The sequence below is a fragment of the Enterococcus dispar ATCC 51266 genome (genome assembly GCF_000406945.1).
Taxonomy (GTDB): Bacteria; Bacillota; Bacilli; order Lactobacillales; family Enterococcaceae; genus Enterococcus_C; species Enterococcus_C dispar.
Map to the genome: position 1 here is coordinate 1,723,028 of NZ_KE136354.1, position 13,224 is coordinate 1,736,251.

14 protein-coding genes and 1 other annotated feature are annotated in these 13,224 nt (G+C 37.8%); of the genes, 2 read left to right on the forward strand and 12 right to left on the reverse strand.

Annotated elements, in window-relative coordinates; genetic code table 11:
* Positions 1-58: 58 nt before the first annotated feature.
* Positions 59-349: a MerR family transcriptional regulator gene (locus RK01_RS08295; protein WP_016172846.1), complete on the reverse strand. Its 291-nt coding sequence runs from the start codon at positions 347-349 to the stop codon at positions 59-61.
* 199 nt (positions 350-548) lie between these two features.
* Here RK01_RS08295 and RK01_RS08300 point away from each other — a divergent pair, with 199 nt between their 5' ends.
* Together RK01_RS08300 and RK01_RS08305 are read left to right on the forward strand one after the other, a co-directional pair.
* A complete protein-coding gene (locus RK01_RS08300) occupies positions 549-1,292 on the forward strand; it encodes a helix-turn-helix domain-containing protein (RefSeq protein WP_016172847.1) in 744 nt (247 codons plus the stop codon).
* Between the two features lie 64 nt (positions 1,293-1,356).
* On the forward strand, positions 1,357-2,520 hold the full coding sequence (locus RK01_RS08305) for a site-specific integrase (RefSeq protein ID WP_016172848.1): 1,164 nt from the start codon (positions 1,357-1,359) through the stop codon (positions 2,518-2,520).
* A gap of 96 nt (positions 2,521-2,616) precedes the next feature.
* Here the strand turns inward: RK01_RS08305 and sufB are convergent, their stop codons facing one another.
* The 11 genes from sufB to RK01_RS08360 form a co-directional block, all read right to left on the reverse strand.
* Positions 2,617-4,008 (reverse strand): Fe-S cluster assembly protein SufB, encoded by a 1,392-nt coding sequence (gene sufB / locus RK01_RS08310; protein WP_016172849.1) that lies wholly within the window; start codon positions 4,006-4,008, stop codon positions 2,617-2,619.
* A gap of 63 nt (positions 4,009-4,071) precedes the next feature.
* Positions 4,072-4,569, reverse strand: a complete 498-nt coding sequence (gene sufU / locus RK01_RS08315) for a Fe-S cluster assembly sulfur transfer protein SufU (protein ID WP_016172850.1) — start codon at positions 4,567-4,569, stop codon at positions 4,072-4,074.
* Positions 4,556-5,791 carry a cysteine desulfurase gene (locus RK01_RS08320; RefSeq protein WP_016172851.1) on the reverse strand — a complete coding sequence of 412 codons (1,236 nt, stop codon included), beginning with the start codon at positions 5,789-5,791 and terminating at the stop codon, positions 4,556-4,558. Before RK01_RS08320 ends, sufU begins: the two co-directional genes overlap by 14 nt.
* Entirely contained in the window at positions 5,788-7,068 is a 1,281-nt protein-coding gene (gene sufD / locus RK01_RS08325) for a Fe-S cluster assembly protein SufD (protein WP_016172852.1), read from the reverse strand. The genes RK01_RS08320 and sufD overlap by 4 nt, the downstream gene beginning before the upstream one ends.
* Before the next feature lie 15 nt (positions 7,069-7,083).
* Entirely contained in the window at positions 7,084-7,854 is a 771-nt protein-coding gene (sufC, locus tag RK01_RS08330; RefSeq protein ID WP_016172853.1) for a Fe-S cluster assembly ATPase SufC, read from the reverse strand.
* Between the two features lie 415 nt (positions 7,855-8,269).
* Positions 8,270-9,109 (reverse strand): MetQ/NlpA family ABC transporter substrate-binding protein, encoded by an 840-nt coding sequence (locus RK01_RS08335; RefSeq protein WP_016172854.1) that lies wholly within the window; start codon positions 9,107-9,109, stop codon positions 8,270-8,272.
* Between the two features lie 43 nt (positions 9,110-9,152).
* Positions 9,153-9,839 (reverse strand): methionine ABC transporter permease, encoded by a 687-nt coding sequence (locus RK01_RS08340; RefSeq protein WP_016172855.1) that lies wholly within the window; start codon positions 9,837-9,839, stop codon positions 9,153-9,155.
* The gene (locus tag RK01_RS08345; protein WP_016172856.1) at positions 9,832-10,866 is read right to left on the reverse strand and encodes a methionine ABC transporter ATP-binding protein; all 1,035 of its coding nucleotides are present in this window, start codon (positions 10,864-10,866) and stop codon (positions 9,832-9,834) included. Before RK01_RS08345 ends, RK01_RS08340 begins: the two co-directional genes overlap by 8 nt.
* Positions 10,867-10,941: 75 nt before the next feature.
* Positions 10,942-11,197: a binding site (T-box leader), on the reverse strand.
* A gap of 73 nt (positions 11,198-11,270) precedes the next feature.
* A complete protein-coding gene (locus RK01_RS08350) occupies positions 11,271-11,609 on the reverse strand; it encodes a glycine cleavage system H family protein (protein WP_016172857.1) in 339 nt (112 codons plus the stop codon).
* Between the two features lies 1 nt (position 11,610).
* Positions 11,611-11,967, reverse strand: coding sequence for an arsenate reductase family protein (locus RK01_RS08355; RefSeq protein WP_016172858.1), 357 nt, complete (start codon positions 11,965-11,967; stop codon positions 11,611-11,613).
* Positions 11,968-12,013: 46 nt separating this feature from the next.
* Complete coding sequence (locus RK01_RS08360) at positions 12,014-13,198, reverse strand: FtsW/RodA/SpoVE family cell cycle protein (protein ID WP_016172859.1); 1,185 nt, start codon at positions 13,196-13,198, stop codon at positions 12,014-12,016.
* Between the last annotated feature and the right edge of the window lie 26 nt (positions 13,199-13,224).

The window sequence follows — 13,224 nt, forward strand, 5'->3', positions numbered from 1 at the left end:
AAATAAGCAGGAAATAGATTTTCTATTTCCATGAGGACTTGATGTTGATCCGCCAAGATTACGCATCAAGTCCTCCTCTTTGTTTTGAAAGCATAAACTTTGTTACTTCCCTTTTAGAATAAAATTTCCTTCCTCCCATTGTGATTATTGGCATTCCTTCTCTTACATAAATTTTCAATGTATTTGGGCTTACTCCCAACCAATCAGACATCTCTTTTTGATTCAAAAAATCTTTATCCAATCCAACATTTTGAACCGCTTTAGAGATAGATTCTTGCGCCAATGAAAAAATATACTGCTGCAACTCTTTAGACTGTTTATCGTCTAATAAAACTTGAAAACCTGACATTTCAAATTCCTCCTCTTCTTTTTAATAGCTCCTCAAATAAACTTTACAAAAGGGAGAATTTTCTCCCTTTTGTTAATAAATCAAGAATATCATCAACTTATATATGCGTCAATACAAAAGGGGAGAATTTTCTCAATTTATCTGTTCAAAAACTCTTTTTAGTTATATACTGTCTTTATCCGGAGGTGAATTATTTACTATGACAAGTATTGACAACTCTAAAGTAGGAGAACGGATTAAAAAAATTCGTCTGAATTACAATGGAAAGAAATTGACTCAACAAGAATTTGCTGAACTTTTAAACCCAGTTGTAGATAAAAGTGCCGTCAGAAAATGGGAGAAAGGTCTTAATCTCCCTAACAAAGAGAGACTTTCGCAAATTGCACAAATTGGAAATGTCACGACAGATTACCTTCTTTTTGGTAAAACTCTTAATGGTCATGGCGAACGAATTAAGTCTATCAGAGAAGACTTGGGACTTACTTTAGAAGAATTCGGTCATCTATTTTCACCAGTTTTATCATCTCAGACAATCTCAAACTGGGAATCTGAAAATCTTTTACCTGATTTAAAGCAAATTAGAGTGATTGGAAATTTAGTTGGTATTGACTATAGAGAGATTCTTTTCGGCAACGCTCACCTTTCAGAATTTTCTCTAGATACGTATTCAAACGTAAACGATGTTGAAAATAATTTATCCAGCCTAGAACTTTCCCCTGAAGAAATATTGAAGTCGGATGAATACTTAATTAACATGAATAATCTTAGACTGTTACTGGGTGATACCCCTCAATCCTTTAACTATCTGCACCTGCTATCAAAAAGACTTACAGAGTTTGTTGATCAAAAGGAGAACTCTGATTATGACTATTTGAATGATACAATTGATGATCTTAAGAAGATAATCGAAAATTTCTGTACAATCTATTTTGAAGAAAAGTAACTCCCTCCTAATCTTGATTGATTTTTGAAATAGCTCCTCAAAAGGTAATCAAGGAGGAACTTAAATGGCTTCATTTACACAATACAAATTAGCAAGTGGTAAAAAGAAATGGAGATTTCAGGCATATCTCGGAACTGATCCAGATACCGGAGAACGAGTTAAAACAACTCGAAGAGGATTTGATTCAAAGAAAGAAGCTCAAATATCATTAGCTCAACTACAAGCAGAATTTGAGAAAAATAGTCGCAAACTGATCTCAGAGGAAATGATTACTTTCAAAGAGTTATATGATTTATGGCTTGTTCAATACCGTTTAAAAGTAAAACCTTCCACTATTGCTACCTCAAAGCGATTTATTGAAGGTTATGCACTAGAATACTTTGGAAGCTTGAAACTCGACAAGATTACTGTTCGCTATTGTCAAAAGATCGTTAATAAATGGCATGAAAAATACAAACAGTATCACTATTTTCGCAAAGTAGTTGGTCAGGTGCTACAATTTGGCGTACAAATGGAAGTGATTGACAGTAATCCAATGAGAAAGACGATATTACCTCGCAAGAAAGAAGTTGAATCATTTCCAAACTTCTACACTAAAAAGCAGCTAGAGACGTTTTTTGAGTGCTTAGAGGAGCATATTGAGCTATCTGGGCGTACAAGTACCAAACTACTCGCATTCTTTCGTCTGTTGGCTTTTACAGGCATGAGAAAGTCTGAAGTCTTAGCTTTGCAGTGGAAAGATGTGAATCTCTTCAATCAAAAATTGACGATTGGAAAAACTCTAGCTACTGATGAATTTGATCAGATTGTTGTTCAAGAGCCTAAAACTGCAAGTTCGCGGCGAACAATTAGACTTGATCGAAAAACAGTAAAAATTCTTGATCAGTGGCGGGTTAATCAAAAGGAATGGTACTTTAAATTTGGATACAATACATCGAGTGAAGATCAATTTCTGTTCACGAATAAGTTTAATGCCCTTTATTATCCTCAAGCTCCTAATGACTGGCTCTATAACATACTCGAAAAATATGAGCTGCCAAAGATTACATTACATGGTTTTCGTCATACTCATGCTAGCTTGTTGTTTGAATCCGGCGCAAGCATAAAAGAGGTTCAAGAACGCTTAGGTCATAAAGATGTCAAAACTACTATGAATATTTACGCTCATGTCACTCCTGAAAAGATTAAGGAGACTGGCGAACGGTTCGCAAAATACGTTAATTTTTGACGAATGGCATTCAATATGGCATTCGCTTATCTATGAATACAAAACAAAAAGCCCCGAAACGTTATCACATCAACGTTTCGGGTGCTTATAAAATTTCTACCCCACACTGCCTTCCATTTCATAACTAATCAAGCGATTTAACTCAACCGCATATTCCATTGGAAGTTCTTTGGTGAATGGTTCGACAAAGCCCATGACAATCATCTCAGTGGCTTCTGATTCTGATAGCCCCCGGCTCATCAGGTAGTAAAGTTGTTCTTCAGAGATTTTGGAAACTTTCGCTTCGTGTTCAAGTGACACTTGGCTGTTGTGAATTTCATTAAATGGAATAGTATCCGATTTTGATAGTTCATCCATAATAATCGTATCACATTCGATATGTGAAGCAGAACCAGTACTTTTCTTACCAAAGGTTACTTGGCCGCGATAATTCACTTCGCCACCATCTTTTGAAATAGATTTTGAGACGATAGAACTTGATGTGTTTGGTGCGTTGTGAATCATTTTGGCACCAGTATCTTGAATTTGGTTAGCACCGGCAAAAGCGATAGAAAGCATGGTACCGCGTGCGCCTTCACCATCCAAGTATACACTTGGATATTTCATTGTGGTTTTTGCACCTAAGTTCCCATCAATCCATTCAACGGTTGCGCCTTCATAAGCTTTAGCTCGTTTTGTAACCAAGTTGTAGACATTATCTGACCAGTTTTGAATAGTTGTGTAACGGCAGTAAGCGTCTTTTCTTGTATATATTTCTACGATTGCTGCATGTAAACTATTGCTGGAATAAGTAGGTGCGGTACACCCTTCTACGTAATGGACGCTCGCCCCTTCATCGACGATAATCAATGTCCGTTCAAATTGACCGGTATTTTCAGCGTTGATCCGGAAATACGTTTGTAATGGGGTATCAACCCGCACGCCTTTTGGTACATAAATAAAGGTTCCGCCAGACCAAACAGCAGAATTCAATGCCGCCAATTTATTATCTGTTGGTGGTACCAATTGCGCAAAGTACTCTTTAAAAAGTTCAGGATATTCTTTTAAGGCTGAATCAGTATCCGTAAAAACAATCCCCAACTTTTCAAATTCTTCTTTCATGTTATGGTAAACCACTTCTGATTCATATTGGGCAGAAGCTCCAGCCAAGTATGCCCGTTCTGCTTCTGGAATCCCAATTTTTTCAAACGTGTCTTTAATTTTATCAGGAACATCATCCCAATCACGAGCTGGTTTGTCACTGGCCTTTTGATAATATTTAATTTTATTAAAGTCGATGTCAGAAAGGTCTGGACCCCATTTTTGCATCGGCATTTTATTAAATGCTGCTAGTGATTTCAAACGAAAATCCAGCATCCATTCCGGTTCGCCTTTCACAGCGGAAATTTCCCGAACTACTTCTTCGGTTAAACCTTCACCAGTACTAAAAACAGGTTTGACGTCATCATGGAAACCAAATTTGTATTCTTCTAATTCAGGAACACCCATGCGATCACTACTCCTTACTTTATTTGGTATTGCTTATAGTTTCAGTCTAACAAGGAAAAATGTTTATTTGTCTTCCCCTAAGATATCTTTTTCATGTGGATGAACGGAACTTGTTTCCGCAATTCCACTGTTGGAATCCAAAACAGCTTTTTCCAACGCTTTCCAAGCTAATGTTGCACATTTAATGCGCGTAGGAAACTTTGCGACCCCACTTAACATGGCCGCATCTCCTAATCTGTCAGTATCAGATACATCTTTGCCTTGAACCAAGTCAGAAAACATTTGTTCCAAATTTTCCACTTCTGATAGTGGTTTTCCAATCATAGCGTCTGTCATCATCGAAGCACTCGCTGTACTAATGGAGCATCCGCTGCCATCAAAAGCAATATCTGAAATAATGCCATCGTTTACTTCTACTTCCAAATGAATAACATCACCACAAGTTGGATTGTTCATTTCAATCGTCACATTTGATTTTCCCAACGTTCCGCGATGGTGCGGATGGCTGGAATGATCTAGAATGACTTGGCGATATAAATTGTCTAATTTAGATAGAGCCATGTTGGAAAAACTCCTTTGTTTTGTGAATCGCATCAATCAAACGATCCGCGTCTTTTTTAGTATTGTAAAAATAAAAACTTGCCCGGGCCGTTGCTGGCACATTTAAATACTTCAATAATGGCTGGGCACAGTGATGTCCGGCTCTCACTGCGACACCCTCCATGTCTAAGGCCGTCGCCACATCATGAGGATGGAGCCCTTCAATATTAAAAGCGATGACACCGGTATGATCTTTTGGATCTTGCGGACCATAAACCGTTACCCCTTCAATCGCTTTTAATTTTGGCATCACATAATCAACCAAACTTTGTTCATACGCATGAATTTCATCCATGCCAATTTCAGTTAAGTAATCTACTGCAGCACCCAAACCAATTCCACCGGCAATATTTGGTGTGCCGGCTTCAAATTTCCACGGTAATTCTTTCCAAGTGCTGTCATAGAGGTTAACAAAGTCAATCATCTCGCCACCAAATTCCACGGGCTCCATTTGTTCCAACCATTGACGTTTGCCATATAACACGCCGATTCCAGTCGGTCCACACATTTTATGCCCACTAAAAGCATAAAAATCAGCGTCTAATTGTTGGACATCTACTTTCATGTGAGGCGCAGCTTGTGCACCATCGACCACCATGACTGCATCATTTTCATGGGCTAAAGCAATTAATTCTTTAATAGGATTAATACCGCCTAAAACATTTGATACATGGGCAATGGAAACAATTTTGGTTTTTTCTCCAATCTTACGCTTGGCATCGGCTAAGTCCAGATAACCTTCTGGCGTAATGTCAATGTAAATCAATTTGGCCCCTTTTTGTTTGGCTAATTGTTGCCAAGGAATGATATTGGAATGATGTTCCATATAAGAAATCACAATTTCATCGCCAGCTTCAACAAATTTATCTCCAAAACTGCTGGCTACCCAGTTTAAACCAGTCGTAGTTCCACGGGTGAACAATACTTCTGCTGTTTCTTTGGCATTGATAAAGGCGCGAACTTTTTCGCGGGCACTTTCATAAGATTGCGTTGCCCGTTCTGCTAAAGTATGAACACCGCGATGAACATTGGCATTATCTTGATGATAATAAGCTGCTACTTTAGCTAAAACTGCTTCTGGTTTTTGCGTAGTCGCAGCATTATCTAAATAAACCAACGGTTCATCATTAACCAATTGATGCAATATTGGAAAATCTTGTCGTAGTTTTAGCGCATCAATCATTGATTCAACTTCCCTTCAATCACGTCAATAAATTCTTTTTGGGCCTCTTTAACGGGAATCGCTGTAATCACTGATCCTAAGAAACCTCGAATGACTAACCGTTCTGCTTCTGTTTTTGGCAAGCCACGACTCATTAAATAATACATTTCTTCTGGATCTACCCGACCAACACTGGCAGCATGTCCAGCAGTTACTTCATTTTCATCAATTAAAAGAATCGGGTTAGCATCCCCGCGAGCTTTATCAGAAAGCATTAGAACACGACTTTCTTGTTGGGCATCTGCACCTTTTGCCCCTTTTAAAATATGGCCAATACCGTTAAAGGTTAGAGTTCCTTTTTCACGAATGACACCGTGTTGCAAAATATGACCGATAGAATGAGGCGCTTTATTAGTAACCCGGGTATCAATTCCTTGAATCTGTTTACCAGCGGAAATGGCTACGACTTTAATTTCAGAATGCGCACCATCGCCGACTAAATCCGTATCAAAATCTGCTACTACATCACCGTCGTTCATAACGCCAATGGCCCAATCCACCATTGCATCTCGCATCACATGCCCGCGACGATTCAAATAAGTGGTTAAATCTACGCCTAAACGGTCAATCGCAGAATATTTCACTTTGGCACCAGCTTTAGCAATTACTTCCACCACGATATTGGCAGCTTGTTTTTTAGCAACTTCGTCAGCTGAACTAAAGCGTTCTAAGTAAGTAAACTCACTATGCTCTTCAGCAACAATTAAAATGTGTTTGAAGAAGTGTTCTGTGCCGGTTTGATTTAAAATTGCTTCAATTGGTTCTTTTATGACAACATTTTTAGGAACATATAAAAACAATCCACTATTCATAAAAGCGGCATGCGCTGCAGTTAATTTGTCTTCAAAAGGTGTTACAGCTTTGGTCATATAATATTCTTTGACTAATTCAGGATAATCTTGCATGGCGGTAAAAATATCAGTAAAAATAACCCCTTGTGCCACTAAATTTTGCGGCAATTGTTCAAAAACAGTTGTATCGTCTGTTTGCACCAACATGGGATTATCTGCCATCACATCAAAAGCTGCGACCCCTGCTTCTTTTGGTTCCACAGTTAAATGTTCACTTGTCACATTTAATAGTGGCCAACGATGGAAACGTACGCGATCAATTTTGGGCAAAGCCAATTCATCCACTTTTTCTAAAGCCGCCAAACGTAATTCCAACATCCAAGTTGGTTCTTCTTTATAAGCAGAAAAGGTGGTCACATCAGCCAGTAACTTTTTCAATTCTGTCATTAATTTGACCTCCTCTTAAACTTCTTCCTTGTAATCGATACCCAATTCTTTACTGATACCGGCATAACCTTCTGCTTCCAAGCGTTTTGCAAGGTCAGCATTGCCTGTTAGCACAACACGTCCATCCATCATGATATGCACCACATCAGGTGTAATATAGTTTAACAATCGTTGGTAATGGGTAATAATTAACGCCCCAAAATCATCATTGCGCATTTCATTTACACCTTTTGCCACTACTTTTAAAGCATCAATATCAAGACCAGAATCAATTTCATCTAAAATGGCGAAGGTTGGTTCCAACATCAATAATTGTAAAATTTCATTGCGCTTTTTCTCGCCACCAGAAAAGCCTTCGTTTAAATAGCGTTCTGCCATTTCTTCTGGCATATTTAATAATTCCATTTTTTTATCTAATTTTTTCAAAAATTCCATGACGGAAATTTTATTGTCTTCTTCGCGTTTTGCATTAATCGCTGCCCGCATAAATTCTGCATTCGTAATCCCAGGAATTTCACTTGGATACTGCATCGCTAAAAACAGACCCGCCCGTGCCCGCTCATCAACTTCCATTTCCAATAAATTTTTCCCATCTAATAAAATCTCACCTTGGGTTACTTCATAATTAGGGTTGCCCATAATTGCTGCCGATAAAGTCGATTTTCCTGTTCCATTTGGCCCCATAATGGCATGAATTTCGCCGGTATTCAGTGTCAAGTTCACGCCTTTTAAAATTTCTTTATCTTCGATTGCTACATGTAAATTTTTAATTTCTAACGTTGCCATCGTCTCGCCTCCATCAATTTTGATTCTCACTCATTTTACGCTAATTGAGAATGATAAGCAAATTCAGATCCCCAAATTTGTTTATTCTTTTACTATTATAAAATTAATTATTTTTAATTTAGAATAATTATAAATTAAGCGCCCAAAAACCTAAAATTTCTCGCCTTGATTCTTAGCTATTTCTCATTTTTTTATTTGCTATCTTCAGTTTAATTACCCTCTCTTTTTTACTTGTAATGGCGAATCCACAACTTTTTATAAGGAGCATTTATTATCTTATAAAAAATATCCATCTCCACAAAAAATCACAGCGTTATTTTATAGTCAAATTAGAGCATAACTTGTTTTTTATTACTAAAAAAAATACCAAAAAAAGAGCAGCCCCCCTTTGGCGACTGCTCTTTTCGCAATTTCATTATTTTGCATCCACGATTTTAACGGAACCTTTCCATTTATCATCAACAAATTTTTTCACTTCATCACTGTGTAACGCTGCAATCAATTTCTTAATAGCCGGTTTATTTTCGTCTCCTTTGCGAACAGCAATAATATTTGCATAAGGAGAATTATCGTCATCGTGCAACAAAGCATCTTTTTCAGGGTTTAGTCCTGCTGTCAAAGCGAAGTTGGCATTAATGGCTACTAAGGCATCTTTTTCATTTTCATAGGTTGGCACTAATAGACCAGGATCAATATCATGTTTGAATTTTAAGTCTTTTTTGTTTTCAACAATATCATCAAAAGTAGCCGTTGTTTTTTCAACGCCATCTTTCAACTTAATTAATCCAGCATTTTCAAAAATAGTCAAAATACGACCCCAGTCGGTATTTGAATTAGAGGTAATCACTGTTGTACCGTCTTTAATATCGTCTACACTTTTAATATCTTTTGAGTAAATACCCATTGGTTCAATATGAATCGCACCAGCGTCCACAAAGTCATAACCATTTTCTTTTACTTGATCTTCAAAATATGGTTTGTGTTGGAAGTAATTGGCATCAATTTCTTTTTCAGCTAATAATTTATTTAACAATGTGTAGTCGGTAAATGATTTGACTTCTAAATCCACACCTTCTTTTTTCAATAGCGGTTTGGCTTCATTTAAAATTTCAGCGTGAGGACTAGTCGTAGCGCCTACCACTAATTTTGTTGTGTCAGCTGAAGAACTAGCGGTGTCATCTTTTGCACTGCTGCCGCACGCAGCTAATGTTACTGTGGCAAGTAATACTGTTGCTAAACCAAATAATTTTTTCATTTTCATTTCTCCTCTATAATTTAATTTTTAAACTCCAACACTTTTAGCGTTTATCTAATTTTTGTGTGAAGTAATCCCCCAGACCTTGTACGATAAAGACGATGAGTAACATAATCACGGTGGCCACCAGCGTGACAGTTTGATTGCCTAATTGGAAGCCTTCTGACCAAGCAAGCGACCCTAGACCTCCGGCACCAATCGCACCGGCCATTGCAGTAAAACCAATCATGGAAACAGAAGTCACGGTAAAACCAGAAACTAAAGCCGGCATACTTTCAGGTACTAAAATTTTGTAAATAATTTGCCCATAGTTTGCTCCCATTGCGTTAGCTGCTTCTAGTACCCCTGGCGAAACTTCACGAAAAGCAATTTCCACTAAGCGGGCGTAAAATGGCACTGCTGACAAAATTAAAGCCGGTAAAGCAGCACTCGCACCAATCATGCTACCGACCAATGTTTTAGTAAAAGGAATAATCAAAACCATTAAAATCATAAACGGTGTTGAACGGAAAATATTACTAATAATGGAGACGACATTGTATAAAATCTGATAACCAGCACTTTTTTTGCGTCCTAAACTATACAGCAACAATCCCAATAAAATTCCTAAAACAAAAACTACAATCATGGAAACAACTGTCATATAAAGGGTATCAAGTGTTGATGTCTGCATCTTTGCCCAATCGACTTTATCAAAATTCAGATACGTTTCTGAAAAGCTTTTATCCACGATGCAACACCTCCACTCCTACTTGTTGTGCTGAAAAGAAAGCCATTGTTTGGTCGATGGCATCTTCTTTACCGGTAATCAGTACTGTTAAAGAGCCAAATGAATCTTCTTTTGATTGGCGAATATTTCCATAAACTACGTTAATGTCGACATCAAATTGGCGAATTGCTTGTGAAATCACCGGTTCATTTGCGTTATCTGCTTTAAAAACAAGTGTAGCTAACACACCATTGGGATTTTCAGCGATAAATTCTTGCAAGACTTCTTTTGGATCTTCACTCGGTTTTAAGTCTTGCTGCACAAACCGCTTGGTAACTGCTTGTTGTGGGTTACGAAAGACCTCAGAAACTTGTCCTTCTTCGACAATTTTGCCTGCTTCCATCACAGCAACTTTATTACAAATTTTGCGGATAACATTCATTTCATGGGTGATTAAGACAATTGTTAAGTTTAATTTTTGGTTGATATCTAATAATAATTCTAACACTTCATCTGTCGTTTGCGGATCTAGGGCACTCGTTGCTTCATCACAAAGTAAGATTTTGGGGTCGTTGGCTAACGCTCTGGCAATGCCTACTCGTTGTTTTTGCCCGCCGGAGAGTTGAGCCGGATAAGCATCCCCCCGACCTTCTAAATTAACCAAAGCCAGCAGCTCTTGAGCCTTTTGTTGCCGCTTTTGCTTTGAAATACCTGCAAGTTCCATGGGCAATTCAATATTTTCTAAAACAGTCCGTGACCACAATAGATTGAAATGCTGGAAAATCATTCCGACATTTTTACGAAAGTCGCGTAATTCCTTATTTTTGAGTATCCCAATATTTTGTCCATCTACAATTACACTACCGCTAGTTGCTAATTCTAATCCGTTTAATAAACGGACTAATGTTGATTTACCTGCGCCGGAGTAGCCGACAATCCCATAAATGTCCCCTTTATCAACTGTCAAAGAAACACCATCCACCGCATGAATTGTCTGTTTTTTGACGTCAAAGCTCTTTTTGACATCTGTCAGTTGGATTAAAGCCATTTTTTCAGCCTCTTTCTTTTCTTTACTTTCACATCATAAAAAAACAGCTTTTCATCCTTGTAATTCTTTCAATTACAAAAGGACGAAAAGCTGTCGCAATTTCGTGTTACCACCTTAATTTGTTACAGTTTCACAACTATAACCTTATCCAGTACTTACCTTATCGGTGCATACTGTCGTGCTATAACGGGCACCCCCGTAATAAGCTTGCTATTGCTCACTTATTCTGCTCAAAGACCATCTTCCATCTTACCTTCATTACCTGTTTACAGCTTTCCCAGGCTCTCTGTGAAATGTTGGCGACATGTACTCTTCTTTTCAAAGCTTTCAAGTTATTGCTGAAATTATAACAAGCTAAAAATCACCTGTCAAATATTTTCAGAAAAATTTTACAGTTCAAAAATTTATAGTTCGTTGAATTCCGTCGCATCGACATCTTTAAATGCCACCAACCACGCATTCATTTCATCTTCATCATTTAAAGCATCGATATTTTCCAATGCTTTTTCATTTACAGAAGAAATCGTTCCCGTTAATGGGGCTGGAAATTCTTGGACTGCTTTTTCTGCTTCTACTTCAACTAGAGGTGTGCCTTGTTTGAACGTTTGACCGGCTTTTGGCAATGAGGCAAAAGTTACTTTACCTAAATCAGATTGCGCAGCTTCCGTTAAACCAACGACATACTCATTTCCATTGTACAATACCCACAAATTATCTTTTGTTTTCAAACATTTTTGTTGCATCTTATTTCGCGACCCCTTCATATTCAGTTTCTTTAAAGCCAATCGACAAAAGTTTGTCGTCACGCACTAAAATTGGACGTTTAATTAACATTCCATCACTTGCCAATAATTCACTAGCTTCTTGAGGTGATAGATTTGGTACTTGATCTTTTAGACCCATTTCACGGTACTTCATTCCGCTTGTATTAAAGAAGCGGCGTACTGGTAAATCACTTTCTTCCATCCATTGCAGCAAAGTAGCAGCGGTTGGTGGATTTTGTACCATATCAAGTGTTTGAACAGCAACTCCTTGCGAATCCAGCCAAGCTTTCGCTTTTTTACAAGTGCTGCATTTTGGATACCAATATAAAGTCAGCATAGACATTGCTCCTTTACTTTTATTTTCCGCATTCACTTTACCACGTTTAAGCTAAAGTAGCATCTTTTTTTGTTTCCGCTTGATAACGCATCGACAAAATCAGGCCAATACCAATCATATTACTCAAAATAGCCGAGCCACCTTGACTGATAAAAGGTAAAGGAATACCGGTTAATGGTAAAAGACCAATATTCGCACCAATATTTTCAAAAACGTGGAATAAAATCATCATAATGATTCCAGTCGCAATATAGGCATAAAATTCATTATTGGTATCAAAGCATACGCGAATCATATGATAAATTAAAATAAAATACAAGAGGATAACAAATGCACTGCCAATAAAGCCAAAATTTTCACTAATAACAGTAAAAATCATATCTGATTCTCTGACTGGCACGTAAACATCACTGACATTAAACCCTTTTCCTGTCATCCCACCAGAACCAATCGCCAGTAAGCCATAAGCTAATTGATAAGAGTTCCCTTGCATATCATGGAAAGGATTTAACCAGGAATCAATCCGGGCAAACTGATACGATTTGAATCCAACGTGGTATAAAAGCTCCCGTCCAACATCTGTTGTCACGAGAAAAATCGTCCCTCCCCCTATGATTGCAAAAATAGCAATCAGAGGAATTAAGATACGCCAGGATATCCCCGACATTAAAAAGACACCGCCAATAATGGCTACAAATACTAACATCGTCCCGAAGTCTTTTTGTAACATTACTAAAATCAAAACCGGTAATGAAACAGCTAAAATTTTTAAAATAAGTAAACCATCTGTTGGCAGATTACGGTTGCGATACTTCACATTGTGTGTCGTTACCACTAATGCCAACATCAAAATTAACGCAACTTTCATCAGCTCAGCTGGTTGAAAGTTCACGGGACCAAAAGTAAACCAGTTTTTCGACCCGGTTACATTTTCTAGATTCCGGTCATAAAATTTCAATAATAAGGTCATAATCACAAGACCAGCACCGTAAACGTAAGGCGTTAATTTCCAAATCCATTTTGATTTCATATGCATAATCACCACGACTGCCACTGTGCCCACGCCGTACCAAACAGCTTGTTTAGCCACGCCGGCTAACACTCTTGGACTGTTGCGATCATGCATTAAGGCGACATACAAAGCTGCCAACCCGATTAAGCACAACAGAAAGACTGGCAAAATCACACCATAATCAATCCGATTGTCATTTCTTGATCGTCTATTTTCCATGATTCCTCTTCTTTCCAAAAGGCTTT